Source organism: Stenotrophomonas sp. 220_Sma (assembly GCF_056487375.1).
Genome location: NZ_CM151348.1, coordinates 1,507,080 through 1,528,447 on the forward strand (window position 1 = coordinate 1,507,080; position 21,368 = coordinate 1,528,447).

17 protein-coding genes are annotated in these 21,368 nt (G+C 66.8%); all 17 read right to left on the reverse strand.

Translation table 11 applies throughout. The features are described from left to right. Positions 1 to 74 precede the first annotated feature (74 nt). The 17 genes from ACZLIB_RS07145 to rpsB all read right to left on the reverse strand — a co-directional run bounded on the left by ACZLIB_RS07145 (position 75) and on the right by rpsB (position 21,215). Positions 75 to 944, reverse strand: a complete 870-nt coding sequence (locus ACZLIB_RS07145) for a hypothetical protein (protein WP_478469492.1) — start codon at positions 942 to 944, stop codon at positions 75 to 77. Between the two features lie 64 nt (positions 945 to 1,008). Next, positions 1,009 to 4,599 carry a DNA polymerase III subunit alpha gene (gene dnaE / locus ACZLIB_RS07150; protein WP_478469493.1) on the reverse strand — a complete coding sequence of 1,197 codons (3,591 nt, stop codon included), beginning with the start codon at positions 4,597 to 4,599 and terminating at the stop codon, positions 1,009 to 1,011. 218 nt (positions 4,600 to 4,817) lie between these two features. After that, on the reverse strand, positions 4,818 to 5,486 hold the full coding sequence (locus ACZLIB_RS07155; protein ID WP_032128329.1) for a ribonuclease HII: 669 nt from the start codon (positions 5,484 to 5,486) through the stop codon (positions 4,818 to 4,820). Next, on the reverse strand, positions 5,483 to 6,685 hold the full coding sequence (gene lpxB, locus ACZLIB_RS07160) for a lipid-A-disaccharide synthase (protein ID WP_100437555.1): 1,203 nt from the start codon (positions 6,683 to 6,685) through the stop codon (positions 5,483 to 5,485). Before lpxB ends, ACZLIB_RS07155 begins: the two co-directional genes overlap by 4 nt. 53 nt (positions 6,686 to 6,738) lie before the next feature. Beyond that, positions 6,739 to 7,530: an acyl-ACP--UDP-N-acetylglucosamine O-acyltransferase gene (gene lpxA, locus ACZLIB_RS07165; protein ID WP_032128327.1), complete on the reverse strand. Its 792-nt coding sequence runs from the start codon at positions 7,528 to 7,530 to the stop codon at positions 6,739 to 6,741. Between the two features lie 16 nt (positions 7,531 to 7,546). Further along, positions 7,547 to 8,005 carry a 3-hydroxyacyl-ACP dehydratase FabZ gene (fabZ, locus tag ACZLIB_RS07170; RefSeq protein ID WP_005408737.1) on the reverse strand — a complete coding sequence of 153 codons (459 nt, stop codon included), beginning with the start codon at positions 8,003 to 8,005 and terminating at the stop codon, positions 7,547 to 7,549. Beyond that, positions 8,002 to 9,024 carry a UDP-3-O-(3-hydroxymyristoyl)glucosamine N-acyltransferase gene (lpxD, locus tag ACZLIB_RS07175; RefSeq protein ID WP_010486339.1) on the reverse strand — a complete coding sequence of 341 codons (1,023 nt, stop codon included), beginning with the start codon at positions 9,022 to 9,024 and terminating at the stop codon, positions 8,002 to 8,004. The genes fabZ and lpxD overlap by 4 nt, the downstream gene beginning before the upstream one ends. A 433-nt stretch (positions 9,025 to 9,457) precedes the next feature. Beyond that, on the reverse strand, positions 9,458 to 11,821 hold the full coding sequence (gene bamA / locus ACZLIB_RS07180; RefSeq protein WP_049399545.1) for an outer membrane protein assembly factor BamA: 2,364 nt from the start codon (positions 11,819 to 11,821) through the stop codon (positions 9,458 to 9,460). Between the two features lie 74 nt (positions 11,822 to 11,895). Further along, the gene (rseP, locus tag ACZLIB_RS07185; protein WP_032127946.1) at positions 11,896 to 13,254 is read right to left on the reverse strand and encodes an RIP metalloprotease RseP; all 1,359 of its coding nucleotides are present in this window, start codon (positions 13,252 to 13,254) and stop codon (positions 11,896 to 11,898) included. A 55-nt stretch (positions 13,255 to 13,309) separates the two neighbouring features. After that, a complete protein-coding gene (locus tag ACZLIB_RS07190; protein WP_049399539.1) occupies positions 13,310 to 14,500 on the reverse strand; it encodes a 1-deoxy-D-xylulose-5-phosphate reductoisomerase in 1,191 nt (396 codons plus the stop codon). A gap of 2 nt (positions 14,501 to 14,502) precedes the next feature. Further along, the gene (locus tag ACZLIB_RS07195; RefSeq protein WP_478469495.1) at positions 14,503 to 15,339 is read right to left on the reverse strand and encodes a phosphatidate cytidylyltransferase; all 837 of its coding nucleotides are present in this window, start codon (positions 15,337 to 15,339) and stop codon (positions 14,503 to 14,505) included. Continuing rightward, positions 15,336 to 16,103: a polyprenyl diphosphate synthase gene (gene uppS / locus ACZLIB_RS07200; RefSeq protein WP_032127943.1), complete on the reverse strand. Its 768-nt coding sequence runs from the start codon at positions 16,101 to 16,103 to the stop codon at positions 15,336 to 15,338. The genes ACZLIB_RS07195 and uppS overlap by 4 nt, the downstream gene beginning before the upstream one ends. Before the next feature lie 5 nt (positions 16,104 to 16,108). Then, complete coding sequence (gene frr, locus ACZLIB_RS07205) at positions 16,109 to 16,663, reverse strand: ribosome recycling factor (protein ID WP_032127942.1); 555 nt, start codon at positions 16,661 to 16,663, stop codon at positions 16,109 to 16,111. 96 nt (positions 16,664 to 16,759) lie between these two features. Beyond that, positions 16,760 to 17,488: a UMP kinase gene (pyrH, locus tag ACZLIB_RS07210; protein ID WP_010486325.1), complete on the reverse strand. Its 729-nt coding sequence runs from the start codon at positions 17,486 to 17,488 to the stop codon at positions 16,760 to 16,762. 121 nt (positions 17,489 to 17,609) lie between these two features. Next, positions 17,610 to 19,148: a GGDEF domain-containing protein gene (locus ACZLIB_RS07215; RefSeq protein ID WP_049399536.1), complete on the reverse strand. Its 1,539-nt coding sequence runs from the start codon at positions 19,146 to 19,148 to the stop codon at positions 17,610 to 17,612. Positions 19,149 to 19,406: 258 nt separating this feature from the next. Then, a complete protein-coding gene (gene tsf / locus ACZLIB_RS07220; protein ID WP_032127939.1) occupies positions 19,407 to 20,282 on the reverse strand; it encodes a translation elongation factor Ts in 876 nt (291 codons plus the stop codon). 126 nt (positions 20,283 to 20,408) lie between these two features. After that, positions 20,409 to 21,215: a 30S ribosomal protein S2 gene (gene rpsB / locus ACZLIB_RS07225; RefSeq protein ID WP_005408748.1), complete on the reverse strand. Its 807-nt coding sequence runs from the start codon at positions 21,213 to 21,215 to the stop codon at positions 20,409 to 20,411. Positions 21,216 to 21,368 lie beyond the last annotated feature (153 nt).

Consider the following 21,368-nt stretch of genomic DNA (forward strand, 5'->3'; position numbering starts at 1 on the left):
ATGCGTGCAAACCACCCGTACGCCTTCGTCTGGAAGGCGACGGTAGCGCAGCCGGGCAGGGGGCGCCAGTCAGCTCAGGGCACCACCAGGGCGCTGCGGCCCATCAGCTGGCTGCGCTGGGAAACGAAGTCGTTGTAGGCCTCGTTGGCCTCCCGGCCCAGCCCGCTGCCCAGGGTGGCGGTGGCCGAGGTGAAGGCCATCTGCGCGGCGAAGTCCTGCTTGCGCAGGGCCTTCTGTTCATCGGCGGTGGTGGCCTTCAGCCAGCGCGCATAGACCTCACGCAGCGGCGCGGCATGCGCCTCGAAGGCCGGCACCAGCGCCGGCAGGCTGGCCGGGGCCGGTTCCAGGCTGAACGCCGGGGCCACGTAGCCGGCCGGCTGCTCGCGCTTGAACGCACCGGGCTCTCCCATGCCTTCTTCCACGTAAGCGATGAAGTCCGGCGCAGTGAACACCTTGGCCACGATCTGGCCACCGCTGGCGTCGACGTGGGCCACCACCTTTTCCTTCGGGAAGGGCTCGTGCACGCCGTAGGTCCAGGTCTTGTCGATGAACAGTTCGTGGCTCTTTTCGAACGGGCCTTCGAAGTCGACGCCGCCCAGCTCGATGCCGGCCTTGCCGGTGCCGAAGTTCTTCAGCTTGCTCTCGTCGGTGACATAGATCTCGCGGGCGATCACGTACTCGCTCAGGGTCGGGTTGATCAGGCCGCCACGACCGTCGACGTAGACGATGAAGCGCACGTCGCCGAGCTTTTCGGTGTGCAGGCGATGTTCGCCGACGGCCAGCGAAATCGGGCGCGAGCCCTGTGCGGCCACCGGCAGGTCCTTGCCATCGATGCTCAGTGCCAGCGGCGTGTCGGTCGGGTTGTCGATCTGGAACTCGACCTTCGAGGGCGAACAGGCGGCCAGGGCCAGAGCGGCGGCGAACGGGAACAGCAGGGTCTTCATCGGCAATCGTCCTTGATACATGGAACGGGAAAGCAGGGGTTTCAGCAAAACCAGGGAGCCAGCTTCAGCTGGCCCACGGCGGGCTGTAGCGCACCTTCAGGGTGCGCACGGCGGGGTCGGCGCGCAGCGCCTCCATCAGCTTGGAATCGATGCGTACCGCGCTCTGCCCGGACACATCGAGCATGCCGGCGACACCGCCCTGCGGACCCTTCAGCAGCAGATCCAGGCGCAGCGGCGTGCGGCCGGGGCGATGGCGGTCGAGCAGCGCATCAATGCGTTCCCAGACCGGGCGCTGCTGGCGCAGGTCCAGGCGCAGCGACAGCCGCGTGGCGTAGTTAGCGCAGACTTCGTCGAAGTCCCAGCACTGGCGGATGCGCAGCGCGAAGCCGCCGTTGAACTCGTCCTCGCGCAGGCCACCCTTGACCACCAGGATGCGGTCCTTGGTCATCAGGTGGCCGAACTCGGCCATCGCGTCGGAGAATGCGCTGCACTCGACGCGGCCGCGGCCATCCTCGAGCTGGATGAAGATCTGGCTCTCGCCCTTGCGGCGCACGCCGACCACCTGGCCGGCCAGCACGGTCTGTACTTCCGGGCGCCAGCGCTTCTCGCCGCCGCCGCCGCCGCCACTGTTGGCGCTCCAGATCTTCTCCACCGAGCCCAGGTCGTTGCCGACCAGGTCGCGCACATCGTCGCGCCAGGGATCGAACGGGTGGCCACTGAGATAGAAACCCAGCGTGTCGCGCTCGCCATTGAGGCGCTGCAGCAGCGGCCATTCCTCGGCTTCGGGCAGGTCCAGCTGGATCGTGGTCGCGCTCGGGTCGGGGCCGCCGAACAGCGAGTTCTGCCCGGACGCACGTTCGCGCGCCATCTGGTCGGTGGCCTTGATCACTTCCGGCAGCTGCAGCATCAGCGAGGCGCGGTTATGCCCGAGCTCATCCAGTGCGCCGCAGTTGATCATCGCTTCCAGCGTGCGCCGGTTGAGCTTGGCCGATCCGACGCGGGTGCAGAAGTCGAGCAGGTCCTTGTAGTCGCCACCCTTCAGGCGCTCGTCCACGACGGCCTCGCAGGCACCCTGGCCGACGCCCTTGATCGCGCCAAGCCCGTACTGGATGGTGTCCGGGGTCACGGCTTCGAACATGAAGGCGGAGTGGTTCACCTTCGGCGGCAGCACGGTCAGGCCGAGGTTGCGCACTTCGTCGAGGAAGCCGACCACTTTCTCGGTGTTGTCCAGGTCCGAGGACAGCGTGGCCGCCATGAACTCGGCCGGGTAATGGCGCTTCAGCCATGCGGTCTGGTAGCTGACCAGCGCGTAGGCAGCGGCGTGCGACTTGTTGAAGCCGTAGCCGGCGAACTTCTCCATCAGGTCGAAGATCGCGTCGGCCTTGGCCTCGTCCACGCCGTCCTTGGCCGCGCCTTCGCGGAAGATCTCGCGGTGCTTGGCCATTTCGGCCGGCACCTTCTTGCCCATCGCGCGGCGCAGCAGGTCGGCGCCGCCCAGCGAGTAGCCGCCGACGATCTGCGCCATCTGCATCACCTGCTCCTGGTACACCATGATGCCGTAGGTGTCCTTCAGGATCGCTTCGGTGCGCGGATCGGGGTAGATGATTTCTTCCTGGCCGTGCTTGCGCGCGTTGAACGACGGAATCAGGTCCATCGGGCCGGGGCGGTACAGCGACACCAGCGCGATCAGGTCTTCGAAACGGTCGGGGCGCGCGTCCTTCAGCAGGCGGCGCATGCCCGAGGATTCGAACTGGAACACCGCGCCGGTATTGCCGTTGGCAAAGATGTCCTTGTAGGTGGGCGTGTCGTCCAGCGGGATCGCGGCGATGTCCACCGGCGGAATGCCGGCGCGCTCATGGCGCTTGTTGATCGCCTTCACCGCCCAGTCGATGATGGTCAGCGTGCGCAGGCCGAGGAAGTCGAACTTCACCAGGCCCACTTCTTCCACGTCGTTCTTGTCGAACTGGGTGACCGGGTTCTTGCCCAGGCCGTTCTCGTCGTGTTCGGCGTACAGCGGGCAGAACTCGCTCAGCGGCTCGGGCCCGATCACCACGCCACCGGCGTGCTTGCCGGCGTTGCGGGTCAGGTCTTCCAGCTGCAGCGCCAGGTCGATCAGGTCGCGGACATCGTCCTCGGTCTCGTAGCGCTGGATCAGCTCCGGCGAGGCCATTTCCGAGCTGGGGCCTTCCTTGCCCTTGCCCAGCGCATCCTTCAGGTGGATGCCGAGGATGTTCGGGATCAGCTTGGAGACACCATCGACCAGGCCGTACGGGAAACCGAGCACGCGGCCGGAGTCGCGCACCACCGCCTTGGCGGCCATGGTGCCGTAGGTGATGATCTGGCTGACGCGCTCGCGCCCGTACTTGCGCGCAACGTAGTCGATCACCTCGTCGCGGCGGTCCATGCAGAAGTCGATGTCGAAGTCGGGCATCGACACGCGTTCGGGATTGAGGAATCGCTCGAACAGCAGGTTGTACGGCAGCGGGTCCAGATCGGTGATCTTCAGCGCCCACGCCACCAGCGAACCGGCACCCGAACCACGGCCCGGGCCGATCGGAATGCCCTGGTTTTTGCCCCACTGGATGAAGTCGGCCACGATCAGGAAGTAGCCCGGGAAGCCCATCTTGATGATGGTGTTGAGCTCGAACTCCAGGCGCTCGAAATACTCTTCGCGGGTCTTGCCCGGCGCCAGTGGATTCTTCTCCAGGCGCTCTTCCAGGCCATCGCGCGACATCTTCTGGATCCAGGTGTCCAGGGTCTCGTCGTCCGGCACCGGGTAGTTGGGCAGGAAGTAGGTGCCCAGCCGCATCTCGATGTTGCAGCGTTCGGCCAGCGCCAGCGTGTTGTCGATCGCATCGGGGATGTCGGCGAACAGCGCACACATCTCCTCGGCGGACTTCAGGTACTGCTGGTCGCTGTACTCGCGCGGGCGCTTGGGGTCGTCCAGCACGCGGCCGGTGGAAATGCACACGCGCGCTTCGTGCGCGCTGAAATCCGTCGGCGACAGGAAGCGCACGTCGTTGCTGGCCACCACCGGCAGGCCACGCTGGCCGGCGGCCATCAGCGCGAACTGGTTGAAGGTTTCTTCGCCCTCGCGGCCGGTGCGGGTCAGCTCCAGGTGCAGACCGTCGCCGAACACGCGTTGCCAGTCGGCCAGCTGCTGCTCGGCCAGTTCATGCTTGCCGTCCAACGCCAGGCGCCCGGCCAGGCTCTGCCGGCCAGCGAGTGCGAACAGGTTGGCGTTGCCGGCCTTCAGCCAGTCCGGGTGGATTGCCACGCCGCCTTCCGGGCGATGGCCTTCCATCCAGGCGCGGGTCAGCAGGCGCGACAGGCTCAGGTAGCCCTCACGGTCGCGGCACAGCAGGGTCATCCGCCACGGGTCCTGGCCTTCCTCGGCGATCAGTACGTCGGCGCCGGCGATCGGCTTGATGCCCACGCCTTCGGCGGCCTTGTAGAACTTGACCAGGGCGAACAGGTTGTTGAGGTCGGTCACCGCCAGCGCGGGCAGGCCGAGCTCGACCGAGCGCGACAGCAGGTTGGCCTGCTTGGCCTTCTTCGGGTCCGCCTGGTCGGGTTTGGCCGGCACGCGGATGGTCGAGTCCGCCAGCGAGAACTCGGTGTGGACGTGGAGATGTACGAAGCGGGAGTTGGACATGCCGGACCAGGTTGGAGCGCGCGGGCCCCGGGTGCTGACGGAAGATCGTCGCCGGGGTCGGGATGCGCTGGAGTGCCCGGTCAGGGTAGCGAGGGCAGGGGGAAGCGACAAGGACTTGACGGTGCGCCGATTGCGCGAATGTCGCCGGGCATGGCCCGGCGCCAGCGGAGGCGTTCACATTGCCGTGAAAGCGCCGGACGATACCCGGCAGCCGTTGTTCAAGCGATGGCTGTGATCGCGGGGGCTGGCGCTGTTTCCAGGCACTCGCGCACCGGGGCGAAGCTGCGCCGGTGCTCCACGCAGGGGCCGTGCTCGCGCAGGGCGGCCAGGTGGGCCGGGGTGCCATAGCCCTTGTGCTGCTCGAAGCCGTACTGTGGATGGCGGGCATGCACCGCCTGCATGTAGCGGTCGCGCGAGACCTTGGCCAGGATCGAGGCGGCCATGATCGCGCGGTCGATGCCATCGCCGCCGACCAGCGCCTGCGCCGGCAGTACCAGCCCCTTGGGCACCACGTTGCCATCGATGCGCGCGAAGCCGGCCACGTGGGCGACCGCTGCGACCACGTCGCGCATGCCCTGCAGGGTGGCCTGGTAGATGTTCAGACGGTCGATGGTGTCCACGTCCACCAGCACCACATGCCAGGCCAGGGCGCGCTCGATGATGCGGTCATGCAGCTGCTCGCGGCGCGCCGCGGTCAGCTGCTTGGAATCGTCCAGGCCGTTGATGCGCGGCCGTGCCGGGTCGAACACCACGGCCGCCACCGCGACCGGCCCGGCCAGCGGGCCACGACCGGCTTCGTCGACGCCGGCGACCAGGCGCTCCGGCTCGACCACCGCCGCGCCATCGAACAGGGTCAGGCTGGCCGCTGCGGCGTGGCGGCGGCTCATGCCTGGGCCTGGTCGCGCATCAGCAGCTCGCCGACGGCGTCGGCGGCACGTGCCGACGCATTGCGGCGCAGGCGCTCATGCAGGCGGGCATAGGTGTCCTGCAGGTCGGTCACCCGCTGCGGGTGGTCGAACCATTGCTGGATGGCCGCAGCCAGCTTGTCCGGCGTGCAGTCATGCTGCATCAGCTCCGGTGCCAGGTCCTGGCCGGCCAGGATGTTGGGCAGGGCGAAGCGGTCGACCTTGATCAGGCCGAATGCCTTGACCAGACGGTAGGTCAGCTCGTTGACACGGTAGCCGACCACCATCGGCCGCTTCACCAGCATCGCCTCCAGGGTCGCGGTACCGGACGCCAGCACCACCACGTCAGCCGCGATCATGGCGTTGCGCGCCTGGCCGTCGAGCACATGCGAGTACGCGACCGGCAGCGCCGAGCGCGACAGCTGCTCTTCGATCAGCCGCTTGCATGCGGGGTTGGCGGCAGGCACCACCACGTGCAGGCCGGGGATGCGCTCGGAGACCTGCCAGGCGGCTTCGAAGAAGGGTTCACCGAGGCGCGAGATTTCGCCCAGGCGGCTGCCTGGCAACACCGCCAGCACCTTGGCCGACGTCGGCAGGCCAAGCGCGGCGCGCGCTTCCTCGCGGTTGCCCTGCAGGGGGATGTCATCGGCCATCGGATGGCCAACGAAACGCGCGTCGATGCCGTGCTTGGCATAGATGGGCGGTTCCATCGGGAACAGGCACAGCACCAGGTCGGCGCTGCTGCCGATCTTCTCGGCGCGCTTCTCGCGCCAGGCCCAGACCGAGGGGCTCACGTAATGCACGGTGCGCACGCCGCGCTGCTTCAGCCAGCGTTCGATGCCCAGGTTGAAATCGGGCGCGTCGATGCCGATGAACACGTCCGGCTGCCATTCCAGCGCACGCTGGCGGAACGCGGAACGCAGTTTGAGCAGACGTGGCAGATGGCGCAGTACTTCGGTCAGGCCCATCACCGCCAGCTCGCTGGCATCGTGCCAGGTCAGGCAGCCGGCGCTGCGCATGGCATCGCCACCGATGCCGGCGAACTCGGCATTCGGAAAGCGTGCCTTCAGTTCGCGCACCAGTCCCGCACCCAGCAGATCACCGGAGGCCTCACCGGCCACCAGCGCGATCCGCAAGGGGCGCTCGCTGAGCACCCGCTGCGCGGGGACGCTGCCGGCCATCGAGGCCAGCGGAATCACGGCGGCGCCGGCCGGCGCCTGGCCGGTCGTGCTGCTCATCGCAGCAAGGGCCTCTCGGCGTGCTCGATGAAGTCCAGCATGGCCTTCACGTCATCGCTGTCGCGCGCCTGTTCGGTCAGCTGCACCTTGGCTTCGGCCAGTGGCAGGCCCGCCACGTACAGCGTGCGGTAGGCACGCTTGATGGCGGAAATGCGCTCGGCGTCGAAGCCGCGGCGCTTCAGCCCTTCGCTGTTGATGCCGCGCGGGCGGCCCAACGAATCGGTGCCGACCATGGTGAACGGCGGAACATCGCCATTGGTCAGCGCGCCCATGCCGAGGAAGGCATGCGCACCGATGCGGCAGAACTGGTGGGCCCCGGCGAAGCCGCTGATGATCACGTAGTCACCCACGGTCACGTGGCCGGCCAGGGTGGTGTTGTTGGAGAACACGCAGAAGTTGCCGACATGGCAGTCATGCGCCACGTGCGTGTAGGCCAGCATCCAGTTGTCGTCGCCGATGGTGGTGATGCCGCCGCCGCCGCCGGTGCCACGGTTCAGCGTGACGAACTCGCGGAACACATTGCGGTCGCCGATCACCAGCTCGGTGCGCTCCCCTGCATACTTCTTGTCCTGCGGTTCGCCACCGACGGCTGCGTGGCCGATGAAGCGGTTGTCGCGGCCGATCTTCGTCGGGCCGTGGATGCTGCAGTGGGGGCCGATCACCGTGCCGGCACCGATTTCCACATCGGCCCCGATCAGGGTGAACGCGCCCACCTGGACGTCATCGGCCAGGCGCGCGGCCGGGTCGATGACGGCGGTCGGGTGGATCCGCGGTGCGTTGTCAGTCATTCCTGCCTCCAGTGGATCAGCCCTTGGCGCCGGCGCACATGACTTCGGCCGAGGCAACGACTTCACCGTTGACCTTGGCTTCGCCGTAGTACCAGCCCATGTTGCGGATCAGGCGCTTCATCTGCACATCCAGCATCAGCACGTCGCCGGGAACGACCTGCTTGTTGAAGCGGGCATTTTCCACCTTGACCATGTAGAACAGCTTGGACTGCGCATCGCGGCCGAGCGTCAGCTGGGTCATCACGCCACCGGCCTGCGCCAGCGCTTCGATGATCAGTACGCCGGGCATGATCGGGCGGCCCGGGAAGTGGCCCTGGAAGAACGGCTCGTTGATGCTGACGTTCTTCTGCGCAAGGATGCGCTTGGCGTCGATGTCGAGCTCAAGCACCCGGTCCACCAGCAGGAACGGGTAGCGGTGCGGGAGCAGTTCCTGGATCTGGCAGACGTCGATCGGAAGCTGCAGCGTGTCGTTCATTCTTTCTCCTTGCCAGCAGCCAGGACGCGGCGAGCCAATGCGTCCAGCTGCTTGAAGCGCGCGGCGTTCTTGCGCCACGTGCGGTTGTCGGTCAACGGGGTGCCGGACGAGTACTCGCCCGGCTCATGGATGGAATTGCGAACCACCGACTTGCCGGTGATCACGACCTTGTCGCAGATCTCGAGGTGGCCGACCACGCCAACGTGGCCGCCGAGCAGGCAGTAGCGGCCGATCTTGGCGCTGCCGGCGATGCCGGTGCAGCCGGCGATGGCCGAGTGCGCACCGATCTGCACGTTGTGCGCGATCTGCACCAGGTTGTCCAGGCGCACGTCTTCGTCCAGCACGGTGTCTTCCAGCGCACCGCGGTCGACGCAGGTGTTGGCGCCGATCTCGCAGTCATCGCCGATGCGCACGCCGCCCAGCTGCGGCACCTTGATCCATTTGCCGGCGTCCATGGCCAGGCCGAAGCCATCGGCGCCGAGCACGGCACCGGGATGCACACGAACCCGCTTGCCGAGCTTGACCCGGGTGACCAGGGTGACCCGCGCGATCAGTTCGCAGCCGTTGTCCAGGCTGCAGTCTTCGCCGATCACGCTGCCGGTGCCGATGATGCAGTTTTCGCCGACCACGCTGCGTGCGCCGACGGAGACGAACGGGCCGATATGCGCGCTGGCGGCGACCTGCGCGCTGGGATCGATGACGGCGCTGGGGTGGATGCCCGGCGGGCGCGTCGGCGCGATGTCGAACAGCGCGGCGATCTTGGCGAAGGTGGTGTACGGGTCCTTGGCCACAAGCGCGGCGCCGGGGGCGGCCTCGGCGTCGTCGGCACGCAGGACTACCAGCGAGGCCTGGCTGTCGGCCAGCTGGGCGCGGTAGCGCGGGTTGGCGAGGAAGGTCAGCTGGCCAGGACCGGCATGGGCGAGGGTGGCCACGCCATGGATGGCGGTGGCGGGGTCGCCATGGACCTGCAGGCCGAACTGCTCGGCGAGTTGCTGGGCGGTGTAGGTGGGAGTATTCACGGCGGGAGTTTAACGTGTGACGGCATTGCGGTCATGCGGGGCGGTCATGCAGCCAACGGCAGGGCCCCTCGCGGCCGGCAGAGCCAGTGTCATGGGCTGGGTCGGACGGGGCGGGGCTGCGGGGGGCGGCGCAAGTACGTCCATGTAGCCTTGGTCGCCGCATCCATGCGGCTCACACCCCCGCAGCCCCACCCCGTCCGACCTCCGAGGGCGTGGCGCGAGTGCCAGCCACGGAAAAACAGAAAAGATCAAAAGCAGAGCGGGCGCTTCCGGCATCCAGGCCAAACGAAAACGCCGGGCAATGCCCGGCGCTTCGCACCCCGTCTGGTGGAGAGCCCCCCTTTGTTAAGGGGGGCGCGCCAACGGCGCGGGGGATAGGTGAAATGCGCGGGCAATTCACCGGAGGTGGATCAGTTCTGAGGAACGACGTTCCTCAGAACTGGCCACCGAACGTGAATTGCAGACGTTCGATCTTGTCATCGTCTTCCTTCTTCAGCGGGAAGGCGTAGCTGATCGAGATCGGGCCGACCGGGGCGCGCCACAGCAGGGCCACACCGGTGGACACGCGCAGTTCGTTGGCCTTGAAGTTGTCCACGCCGGTGTAGACGTTGCCGAAGTCGACGAAGGCCGACACGCGTGCCGACGGGCTGTCGAACAGGCGCGGGAAGTAGGCTTCGACCGAACCGACGGTCTTCAGCGAACCACCCAGCGGCTGGCCTTCCGGATAACCGCGGGTCACTTCGCGCGGGCCGAGGGTGTTGTCCTCGAAGCCGCGCACCGAGTTGGTGCCACCGGCGTAGAAGTTCTCGTAGAACGGCAGGCCCTTGGCTGTGACCGAACGCAGGTTGCCGGCCTCGTCAGGCACCATCGCGGTCTTGTCGCTGCCATAGCTGTCGCCGTAACCCACTTCGGCGCGGGTATTGATGACCAGCGACGGCATGATCGGCCAGTACTTGCTGATCTGGTAGTTCAGCTTGTAGTACTCGATGGTCGAGCCCGGCAGCGTCGTTTCCAGGCCAACGCGCTGGTAGGTACCACGGGTCGGCATGAAGTAGTCGTTGCGCGAGTCGCGTGCCCAGCCCAGCTCCGTGCGCCATGCATGGAAGGTCTTGCTGCCCAGTACGTTGATGTAGTCGATGATCGACTGCGGCGTCGAGCCTGGGTAGGTGGTGATCTGGTTGCTGTCGATGCCGAACATCAGCGAGACGGTATCGGTCTCGGTGATCGGCACGCCGAACACCACCTGCGCCGAACCATTGGTGCTGTTGTACTGCGCGGTGTTGAAGTCGGAGTAGTCCAGTTCGCGCCAGGACAGGTTGTAGCCCAGCGACACGCCGTCATCGGTGAAGTACGGGTTGGTGTAGCTGAAGCCGTAGCGCTGCAGGTAGCTGCTGCGCGAGGCTTCGACCGACACGCGGTTGCCGCCGCCGAGGAAGTTGTTCTGCGACAGCTGCACCGAGGTGGTCATGCCGTAGGACTGCGAGTAGCCCAGGCCGAACACGAAGCTGCCGGACGTGGTTTCCTTGACGTTGTAGACGACGTCGACCTGGTCGTTGCTGCCGCTCACGGCCGGGGTTTCAACGTCCACCGACTCGAAGTAGCCCAGGCGCTGCAGGCGGATCTTGGAGCGGTCGATCGCGGCCTGCGAGTACCAGCTGTTCTCGAACTGGCGCATTTCGCGACGCATCACTTCGTCGGACGTACGCGTGTTGCCACGGAACAGGATGCGACGCACCGACACGCGCGGGCCGGGCACGACCTGCATGTTGATCGCCACGGTCTGGTCGGGGCGGTTGGTGGTCGGGATCGGGTTCACCTTGGCGAACGCGTAGCCGATGTTGGACAGCGAGTTGGTGATGGTGTCCGAGCTGAATTCCAGCAGCGCACGCGAGAACGTGTCGCCGGACTTCTGGATCACCATGCGCTCGACGTCCTCCTGCGGAAGGATCGTGTCGCCGCTGACCTTGATCTCGGAGATCTTGTACTGCGCACCTTCGGTCACGCCGGCGGTGAGGAACATGTCGCGCTTGTCGGGGCTGATCGACACCTGGGTCGAATCAATGCTGAAGTCGACATAGCCGCGGTCGAGGTACCAGGAATTGAGCTTTTCCAGGTCGCCGGACAGCTTTTCCTTGGAGTACTGGTCGTCACGGCGGTACCACGATGCCCAGTTGTGCTCCTTGGACTCCCAGGTCTCCAGGATGTCCTTGCTCTCGAACTTCTCGGTGCCGACCAGGTTGACGTGACGGATCTTGGCCGCCTTGCCTTCCTTGATGGCGATCGCGATGTCCACGCGGTTGCGGTCCAGCGGGCTCACCGTCGGGGTGATCTCGACGTTGTACTTGCCGCGGTCGTTGTACTGGCGGCGCAGTTCCTGGGTCACGCGATCCAGGCTCAGGCGATCGAAGGTGCCGCCCTCGGTCAGGCCGATGTCGGACAGGCCCTTGAGCAGCTGCTCGGACTTGATGTCCTTGTTGCCGGTCACGGTCAGCTTGTTGATCGCCGGGCGTTCCTTGACGGTCACCACCAGGATGCTGCCCTGGCGGTCCAGCTGCACGTCTTCGAAGAAGCCGGTCTTGTACAGGGCGCGGATGGTCTCGCCGACCTTGTTGTCGGTGACCGTCTCACCACGCTCCACCGGCAGGTAGGTGAATACCGTGCCCGAGCTGATGCGCTGCAGGCCATCCACGCGGATGTCGCTGACAGTGAAGGGCTCGGCTGCCTGGGCCAGGGCGGGAGCGCCGGTGACGGCGGCGAGGGCGAGGGCCAGCAGGCGGCGATTGGGGAGTCGCGTCATGTCACGTCCGGTAGGAAGGTCGATTTCATTGGTGCGGGATGCCGACGCTGTAGACGGCAACAACGTGGAAAAGTTCATCGCGGGACCAGGCCGAGGATGTCGTTGTAGAACGCCAACCCCATCAGCCCGGCCAGCAACGCCAGGCCGATGTACTGGCCGGCGGCGATGGCACGCTCGCTCAGCGGGCTGCCCTTGACCAACTCGATAAGGTAATACAGCAGGTGGCCGCCGTCCAAGATCGGGATCGGCAACAGGTTGATGATGCACAGGCTGAGTGACAGCAGGGCAAGGAACTGCAGGAACCAGTCCAGGCCGCGTTTGGCCGAGATGTTGGCTACCCGGGCGATGGTGACGGGCCCGGAAACGTTCTGCAGCGAGGCTTTGCCGGTGACGATGCGGCCCATCATGCCCAGCGAATCGGCCGCCAGGCGGCCGGTTTCGCGCACGGCCACGGTGACCGCGTCGAGCGGGCCATAGCGCAGCAGGGTGTCGTAGGGAGGGCTGAACGAGGTCGGGAACTGCACGCCTATCTGCCAGATCGGCTCGCCCTTTGAATCCTTGCCCTGGCGCGGGGTGACTTCCAGCGCCAGGCGCTCGCCGCCCCGCAGGACCTCGATCATGCCCGGGCCGCCGGCGCGGCCCAGCGTCTGGATCTCGCCGATGACCTGGTCGGCGCCGTCGATGCGCTGGCCGTCGATCGCTACGATCAGATCGCCCGGCTGCAGCTGCCCGGCCACCACGGAGTCCGCGGTGAGCGACTCGACCAGCGCCGGTTGCAGCCACGACTGCCAGTACAGGCCAGCCAGGATCGGCACGCGCCGTTCATCGAAGCCGGGGGGCAGCTGCGACAGCGGCAGGCTGCGCACGCGCACCTGGTCGGCCGGGTCCAGCACTTCCAGCTTCACGTCGCGGCGGTCCATCGCGGCGGCGGTCAGCGCCATGCTGGCCTCGCCGAGGGTGACCACCGGGCGCTCGTCCACGCGCAGCACGCGGTCGCCGCTGGTCAGGCCGGCGCTGGCGGCGATGCCGCTGACACGGCCGATGGTCGGCGAATAATCCTGCTTGCCGATCACGAACATCGCCCACAGCAGCAGGATGCACAGCAGCAGGTTGGCGATCGGTCCGGCAGCGACGATGGCGATGCGCTGCCAGACGGTCTTGTGGTTGAAGGCCTGGCCGCGCTCGTGCGGGTGCACTTCGACCTCGCGCTCGTCCAGGAACTTCACATAGCCACCCAGCGGGATGGCGGCGATGGCGAACTCGGTGCCGTGCCTGTCCCGGCGCGACCACAGCGGCCGGCCGAAGCCGACCGAGAAGCGCAGGATCTTGACCCCGCACAGGCGCCCGACCCAGTAATGCCCGAACTCGTGGAACGTGACCAGCAGCCCGAGGCTGACAATCATCCACCAGACCGATCCGATGAAGTCAGTCATGCAGGCTCACAGTGGCGGGCAGGGGCGGCGTCGTCATGCTGGGCGAGGCGGTCGTTCAGGCGGCGTCGATGGCGTTCAGGGTCAGCTGGCGTGCCCGCTGGTCGGCGGACAACAGGACCTCCAGTGTATCGGCTGGCTGGGTCGGCAGTGTTGAAAGAGCGTTAGCAACCAGCTCCGGGATGGTCAGGAAACCGATCCGGCCCTGAAGAAACGCTGAAACCGCCTCTTCATTGGCAGCGTTCAGCACCGCCGGGGCGGTGCCGCCGGCCTGCATCGCCTGCCAGGCCAGGGCCAGGCAGGGGAAGGCGTCGGTGTCCGGGGCCTCGAAATCGAGCCGGCCCTGGGCCAGCAGATCCAGCCCGGATACGCCCGATTCAATGCGTTGTGGCCAGCCCAGGCCAACGGCCAGGGTGGTGCGCATGTCCGGCAGGCCCATCTGCGCCAGGGTCGAGCCGTCCACGAACTCGACCAGCGAGTGGACCAGGCTCTGCGGGTGCACCAGCACTTCGATGCGTTCACCGGGGATGCCGAACAGGTGGTGGGCCTCGATCACTTCCAGGCCCTTGTTCATCAACGTCGCCGAATCGACCGAGATCTTCGGCCCCATCGACCACTTCGGGTGGGCAACGGCCTGGGCCGGGGTGACCTGGGCCAGTTCGGCGCGGCTGCGGCCACGGAACGGGCCGCCGGAGGCGGTCAGCAGGATGCGGCGCACGCCGGCGCCATCGACGCTGGCATCGCGCGAGCGCAGGCACTGGAAGATCGCGCTGTGTTCGCTGTCGATCGGGATGATCTCGGCGCCGGCGCGTTCAGCGGTGCGGGTCAGCAGCTCACCGGCCAGCACCAGCGATTCCTTGTTGGCCAGCAGGATGCGCTTGCCCGCGGCGGCGGCGGCCAGGGTGGAAGACAGCCCGGCCGCACCGACGATGGCCGCGACCACGGTGTCGCAGGCATCGCTGGCGGCCAGCTGGTCCAGCGCGGCATGGCCGGCATGCGCCTCGGTGGCCAGTCCGGCATCGCGCAGGCCATCGCGCAGCTCAGCGAACAGCGATTCGTCGGCGATCACCGCGTGCGCGGGCCGGTGCTGGCGGCACAGTGCCAGCAACGCCTGCACCTGACGACCGGCGGCCAGCACGGTGGCCTGGTAGCGCTGCGGGTGGCGGGCGATCACGTCCAGCGTGGAGGCACCGATCGAGCCGGTGGCGCCGAATACGGCGACCCGGCGCAGGTCTGCGACAGCATTCATGGTCAGAACCCGAAGATTTCCTTGCCGAGTGCGAACACCGGCACTGCAGCCAGGACGCCGTCGACACGGTCGAGTACGCCACCATGGCCCGGAATCAGGTGGCCCGAGTCCTTGGCGCCGGCGTGGCGCTTGATCAGGCTTTCGAACAGATCACCCAGCACCGAGGCGAACACCGCCACCACCGAAGTGATCAGCAGGCCCAGCAGGTGTGCGGTATCGATGCCGGCCAGCCAGCCCAGGCCGACGGCCACAGCGACACCGGCCAGCAGGCCGCCGAACAGGCCTTCCCAGGTCTTGTTGGGGCTGATGCGCGGGGCCAGCTTGTGCTTGCCGAAGTGACGGCCGGCGAAATAGGCGCCCGAATCGGCCGCCCAGACCAGTGCCAGCGCAGCCAGCAGCCACAGGTGGCCCTGCTTGCCCGGCGGATCGCCGCCGGCATGGATCAGCACCAGCGCGGCCCAGGCCGGGACGATGGCCAGCGTACCGGCCAGCATCTTCACGATGCGCGAGGGTGCCGACGGCTGCGCGCCGAAATTGAAGAAGCGCAGCCAGACCAGCGCCGCCAGCCACCAGGCAACACCGGCCAATGTGGTGATCTGGAACAGCACCAGCGTGCTGCCATCGGCCCACACCAGCAGCACCATCAGCAGCAGGTTCAGTACCAGCAGCACGGTGCGCGCCAGAGTGTCTTCGATGCCGGCCAGCTTCAGCCACTCCCACAGGCCGATCAGCAGCACCGCAGCGGCCGCCGCTGCCAGCCATTGGGTCGGCAGCAGCAGGATCGCGGCAATGGCGACCGGCGCCATGATCAGCGCGGCAAGGACTCGGGTCTTGGTCATGGGCTGGAAGTCTCGGTGGCCAGTGCGGCGATCTGGGCGCTGGTCAGGCCGAAACGACGCTCACGGCTGCCGTAGGCGTCCAGCGCCTGCTGCAGCAGGGCGGGATCGAAGTCTGGCCACAGTGCCTCGGTGAACCACAGCTCGGTGTACGCCAGCTGCCACAGCAGGAAGTTGCTGATGCGGGTGTCGCCACCGGTGCGGATGAACAGGTCCGGTGGCGGCAGGTCGGCCAGGGCGACCTGGCTGCCCAGCAGCGATTCGTCGATCTGTTCGGGCAGCAGGCGGCCGGCGGCGACTTCAGCGGCCAGCGCGCGCGCGGCACGGGCGATGTCCTGGCGGCCACCGTAGCTGGCGGCGATCGACAGGGTCAGGGTGGTGTTGTCTGCGGTGCGCTGCTCGGCCAGCTGCATGCGGCTGACCAGCCCGGCACCGAAGCGTTCGCGCTCGCCGATGAAGCGCACGCGCACGCCACGCCGATGCAGCTCGTCCACTTCGCGGTCGAGCGCGCCGAGGAACAGCTTCATCAACGCATCGACTTCTTCCTGCGGCCGGCCCCAGTTCTCGCTGGAAAACGCGAACAGGGTCAGCGCCGGAATGCCCAGCTCAAGGCAGCGCTCGATGGTGCGGTTGACCGCACGCGCGCCGGCGCGGTGGCCGATCACGCGCGGACGACGGCGCTGCTGTGCCCAGCGTCCATTGCCATCCATGATGATGGCAATGTGGCGGGGCAGGGCGGCCGGCAACGGAGGCGGGACTGAAGGCATCGACTTCAGACCGACAGCAGTTCTTTTTCCTTGTCGGCAACGACCTTGTCGACGTCCTTGATGTTGGTGTCGGTCAACTTCTGGATGTCGTCCTCACCGCGCTTCTTCTCGTCTTCGCTGATCGCCTTGTCCTTGACCAGCTTGGCGATTTCCTTGTTCGCGTCCTGACGGATGTTGCGGATCGCGATCTTGGCGCCTTCGCCTTCCTTCTGCACCTGCTTGGCCAGCTCCTTGCGGCGCTCTTCGGTCGGCGGCGGCATGTTGATGCGGATCGCGGTGCCCAGGGTGTTCGGGGTGAACTCGGCGTTGTAGAGACCCTTTTCGATCTCCTTGATCATGCTCTTGTCGAACGGCGTGACCAGCAGCGAGTGGGCGTCGGCGTTGGAGATCGATGCGACCTGGTTCAGCGGGGTGCTGGCGTTGCCATAGGCGCTGACCGTGACGCGGTCCAGCAGGGCCGGGGTGGCGCGGCCGGTGCGGATCGAGGTGAGGGTGTGCTTCAGAGCGTCGATGCTCTTGGCCATGCGCGTCTGCGCGTTGTTCTTGATGTCGTTGAGCATCGCCCGGTCCTGGGTGTAACTGGAATCGGGCGATTATAGGCGAATACGGGACGCTGCCGGGCCAGAATCGGCCCGGAGCTCGCCTGGCGCTCAGGCTCAGGCCGGGTCGCGGCCCTGGACCAGGGTGCCGATGTTCTCGCCGCTGAGGATCTTCAGCAGCTCGCCCGGCTGGCCCATGTCGAACACGCGCATCGGCAGGTCGCTGTCGCGGGCCAGTGCGAAGGCCGCGGTATCCATCACTTCCAGGCCGCGGCGGATCACTTCGTCGTAGCTCAGGCTGTCGAAACGGACCGCGTCGCTGTGCTTGTTCGGGTCCTTGTCGTACACGCCATCGACCTTGGTGGCCTTCAGCAGCAGGTCGGCACCGATCTCGATCGCACGCAGCGCGGCGCCGGAGTCGGTGGTGAAGAACGGGCTGCCGACGCCGGCGGCGAAAATCACCAGGCGGCCCTTTTCCAGGTGGCGGATGGCGCGGCGGCGGATGTAGTCCTCGCACACGTCGTTGATCTTGATCGCGCTCATCACGCGGGCCTTGGCGCCCAGCTTTTCCAGAGCGTCCTGCATGGCCAGGGCATTGATGACCGTGGCCAGCATGCCCATCTGGTCGCCGGTGACCCGGTCCATGCCGCCAGCGGCCAGGCCGGCGCCGCGGAAGATGTTGCCGCCGCCGATCACCAGCGCCACTTCGGCACCGGCCTGCTGGGCTTCGATGACCTCACGGGCCAGGCGATTGATGATCTTCGGGTCGATGCCGTAGTCCTCATCTCCCATCAGCGCCTCCCCGGACAGTTTCAGAAGGATGCGGCGATAGGCGAGCTTGGACATAGGGACCTCGGGTGCGTGGAAATCGCGGGCGATTCTACGCGCATGCGGCGTTGGGCCAAAGTGTTTTGTGCACTGCGGCGCGAAATCCTGCCGTCCGCCCCGCTCACGCGGGGCGTCCCGTTCAGCCCAGCTCGGCGCCGGCGGTGGCTGAAAGCTCGTCGTGGCCGAGGGCGCCGGGGGAGCGGGCGATCACCCGGTTGCGGCCCAGGTTCTTCGAGCGGTACAGCACATCGTCGGCGGCGCGCAGCAGGTCCTGCACGTCGGCAAAGCGTTCGTAGCCGCCCTGGGTGGCCACGCCGGCGGAGAAGGTGACGAACAGCGGGCCTCCCTCCAGCTCGGCCATCGGCGTGGCGACGATGTTGGCCAGCACACGCCGGATCACGTCCAGCGCCACCGATTCACTGGTGTTGGGCAGCAGCGCGACGAATTCCTCGCCACCGAAGCGGGCCACGGTGTCGCTGTTGCGCAGCTGGCCCTGCAGCTTGCCGGCAAAGGCGCGCAGCACCTCGTCGCCGGTCAGGTGGCCGTGGGCATCATTGATCTTCTTGAAGTCGTCCAGGTCGATGAAGGCCACCGACAGCGGCCAGCCCTGGCGCCCGGCGCGCAGGAACTCCTGTTCCAGCACCGCCTCCAGCTGGCGGCGGTTGAGCACGCCAGTGAGGGCGTCGCGGTGGGCCTGGTCGGCCAGGCGCTTGGCCCGCGCCTCGAATTCGTCGGCGCGGCGGCGTGCCTGATCGGCATCCTGCAGCTCGCGCAGGTTGCGCAGGGTGGCCAGTTCCTGCGCGTGGTCGATCAGCTCACGGACCCGCGAGGGCGAGTTCAGGCCGGCCTCGAACAGGCTGGCGATATCCGGAAGGGCATCGCTGATGCGGGTCAGCACCTGATCGAAACGGGCGCTGTCGAGCTCCAGCCGGTCATGCACCTGGTGCAGAGCGCGTTCGCGGGCGGCATCGGCGTCTTCGTCCAGCCAGATGTCGGCGACAGCGCCGGACAGCTGCACGCATGCCTGGAACGGCGAATCGGCAGCGTCGTCGTCCTCGCTGTGGCTGATGCTCTCCACCAGGTAGCGCGGCAGGCCCCACTGTTCGGCCACCCAGGCGCCGACATCGGCGTGGCTGCAGCCCAGTTCCTCGCGCTCGCGTGCGACCAGATCGGTATTGTCACGGGCTTCGCGCAGCAGTGGCAGGTAGCGCTCCGATTCGGCCTGGGCCAGGCACAGCACGCCCAGGTCCTGCAGCAGCCCGGCCAGCATCAGTTCCTCCAGCCGGCGCAGGCCGCGCGCCTGGCCCAGCTGGCTGGCGGCCAGGGCGCTGAGAATGCTGCGCTTCCACGCGCGCTGGCGCAGGTCGTGGTCGGCACCGCCGCCACCGGTCAGGCCCTGGGTGACGGTGAAGCCGAGGGCGAGGCTGATCGTGGCATTCAGGCCGAGCATGGTCAGCGCCTGGCCGAGGTTCTCGATGCGGCGGCGGCTGGCGTACAGCGGTGAATTGGCGATGCGCAGCATGCGAGCGCTCAGCGCCATGTCGATGGCGATGATGTCGGCGGCGGTGGCGATGTCCGCTTCCGGGTCCTGGGCCAGCTCGATGATGCGCAGGGCAATACCGGGTGGCGAGGGCAGGTTGCGGCAGAGCGCCAGGGCAGCTGTCAGCTCGGGAGGCATGTCGGGTCGTTCAATTCCATTGGGACAAGAATACCTAGGAATGCATCACAGTCCGCGATTTTCGTTCCTGCTATGTGACTGTGGATTCCCTGCGCCGAGTATCGGCTTGATTCGCGCGCAACGCAAAGGTGCCGGTTGTGCGCACCAACGGTGCGCACCCGCCGATGGGGCATGGGTTCATCCCTTGGCCCATACATAAAAAAAGAGCCGCGGTTTCCCGCGGCTCCTTCTGGTCGCTTCACAGCCGGAAGGCTGGAATCAGACCTGCATCGCCTTGGCAACTTCAGCGGCGTAGTCTTCCACCACCTTCTCGATGCCTTCGCCGACGATCAGCAGCTTGAAGCCAGCCACGTCGGCGCCAGCGGCCTTGACCACCTGCTCGACGGTGGTGTCGCCCAGCACGTAGGTCTGGCCGTACAGGGTCACGTCGCTGACGATCTTGTTGATCTTGCCGCTGATGATCTTTTCCAGGATCTCGGCCGGCTTGGCCTTGTCCTTTTCGGACATCTTGGCCAGCTCGATTTCCTTTTCCTTCTCGACGAACTCGGCCGGGACGTCCGCAGCCTTGTTGTGCGGCGGCTTCAGGGCTGCCACGTGCATGGCCAGGCCACGGGCCAGCTCGACGTCGCCGCCGACCAGGTCGACCAGCACGCCAACCTTGCCGTTGGTGTGGACGTAGGCGCCGATGGTGTTGTTGCCATCAACCTTCACCATGCGACGGATCTGGATGTTCTCACCCAGGGTCTGCACGGCGGTGGCGCGGGCTTCTTCAACGGTGCGGCCATCGGCCAGCTTGGCAGCCTTCACGGCTTCGACGTCGTTGGCGCCCGATGCCAGGGCGGCAGCGGCGACGGCATTGACGAAGGACTTGAAGTTGTCATCGTTGGCGACGAAGTCGGTTTCCGAGTTGACTTCGACCAGCACGGCCTTGCCGCCATCCTGGGCCAGGCCCAGACGGCCTTCGGCGGCCACGCGGTCAGCCTTCTTGTCGGCCTTGGCAGCGCCGGACTTGCGCATGGCTTCAGCAGCAGCGTTGATGTCGCCGTTGGCTTCGGTGAGAGCCTTCTTGCATTCCATCATGCCGGCGCCGGTGCGCTCGCGCAGTTCCTTGACCAGGGAAGCAGTGATTTCCACGGGATTACCTCACGAAAGAAAGGGGTTGGGCCGGCATGGTGGCCGGCCCGTGTGACACGGTCCTGTCACGCGCCAAAGGCTGCGCGCAGGGAGGGTGGACGCCGGGCGTCCACCCCGGGGCCTGGATCAGGCCTGGGCGTCGTCGCCCTTCTTGGCAGCCTTCTTGGCCGGAGCGCGGCGGGCCGGCTTCTCTTCGCCTTCAGCAGCGGCTTCGGCGAACTCTTCCTCACGCACCGAAGCAGCGTGCGGAGCAGCAGCCTTGCCTTCCAGCACGGCGTCGGCAGCGGCGCGGGCGTACAGCTGCACAGCGCGGATGGCGTCGTCGTTGCCCGGGATGGCGTAGTCCACCAGCTCCGGGTTGTAGTTGGTGTCGACCACGGCGATGACCGGGATGCCCAGCTTCTTGGCTTCCTTGATCGCGATGTCTTCGTGGCCGATGTCGATCACGAAGATGGCGTCCGGCAGACGGTTCATGTCCTTGATGCCGCCCAGCGAGGCTTCCAGCTTGTCGCGCTCGCGACGCAGGCCCAGCACTTCGTGCTTGACCAGCTTCTCGAAGGTGCCGTCGGTTTCACCGGCTTCCAGTTCCTTCAGGCGGGCAACCGACTGCTTGACGGTACGGAAGTTGGTCAGGGTGCCGCCCAGCCAACGCTGGTTCATGAACGGCATGCCGCAACGCTCGGCTTCTTCCTTGATGGTTTCGCGGGCGCTGCGCTTGGTGCCCAGGAACAGGACGGTGCCGCGCTTCTGGGCAACCGACGAGATGAAGTTCATCGCATCGTTGAACAGCGGGACGGTCTTTTCCAGGTTGATGATGTGGATCTTGCCGCGGGCGCCGAAGATGTACGGAGCCATCTTCGGGTTCCAGTAGCGGGTCTGGTGGCCGAAGTGGACGCCGGCTTCCAGCATCTGACGCATGGTGACCTGGGGCATTGCAATACTCCTGATATGGAACCGGCGATTCCGCCCGCGGGATAGGTATGCGGGACGCGTGGAAGCGCGGATGGTTCCGGGGTTGGGCTTCCCTGTTGCCTCCGTGGCCGAACTCCTTGCGGAGCACCCCGGCACGGATGGGGGCAGCAGGTG

Coding starts and splice junctions, on each gene's coding strand:
- frr (WP_032127942.1), bottom strand. CDS start 16,663: ATGCTCAACGACATCAAGAACAACGCGCAGACGCGCATGGCCAAGAGC.
- lpxB (WP_100437555.1), bottom strand. CDS start 6,685: ATGGCCGGCAGCGTCCCCGCGCAGCGGGTGCTCAGCGAGCGCCCCTTG.
- ACZLIB_RS07195 (WP_478469495.1), bottom strand. CDS start 15,339: ATGACCAAGACCCGAGTCCTTGCCGCGCTGATCATGGCGCCGGTCGCC.
- ACZLIB_RS07145 (WP_478469492.1), bottom strand. CDS start 944: ATGAAGACCCTGCTGTTCCCGTTCGCCGCCGCTCTGGCCCTGGCCGCC.
- rpsB (WP_005408748.1), bottom strand. CDS start 21,215: ATGCCCCAGGTCACCATGCGTCAGATGCTGGAAGCCGGCGTCCACTTC.
- ACZLIB_RS07215 (WP_049399536.1), bottom strand. CDS start 19,148: ATGCCTCCCGAGCTGACAGCTGCCCTGGCGCTCTGCCGCAACCTGCCC.
- fabZ (WP_005408737.1), bottom strand. CDS start 8,005: ATGAACGACACGCTGCAGCTTCCGATCGACGTCTGCCAGATCCAGGAA.
- pyrH (WP_010486325.1), bottom strand. CDS start 17,488: ATGTCCAAGCTCGCCTATCGCCGCATCCTTCTGAAACTGTCCGGGGAG.
- dnaE (WP_478469493.1), bottom strand. CDS start 4,599: ATGTCCAACTCCCGCTTCGTACATCTCCACGTCCACACCGAGTTCTCG.
- rseP (WP_032127946.1), bottom strand. CDS start 13,254: ATGACTGACTTCATCGGATCGGTCTGGTGGATGATTGTCAGCCTCGGG.
- bamA (WP_049399545.1), bottom strand. CDS start 11,821: ATGACGCGACTCCCCAATCGCCGCCTGCTGGCCCTCGCCCTCGCCGCC.
- ACZLIB_RS07155 (WP_032128329.1), bottom strand. CDS start 5,486: ATGAGCCGCCGCCACGCCGCAGCGGCCAGCCTGACCCTGTTCGATGGC.
- ACZLIB_RS07190 (WP_049399539.1), bottom strand. CDS start 14,500: ATGAATGCTGTCGCAGACCTGCGCCGGGTCGCCGTATTCGGCGCCACC.
- lpxA (WP_032128327.1), bottom strand. CDS start 7,530: ATGACTGACAACGCACCGCGGATCCACCCGACCGCCGTCATCGACCCG.
- uppS (WP_032127943.1), bottom strand. CDS start 16,103: ATGCCTTCAGTCCCGCCTCCGTTGCCGGCCGCCCTGCCCCGCCACATT.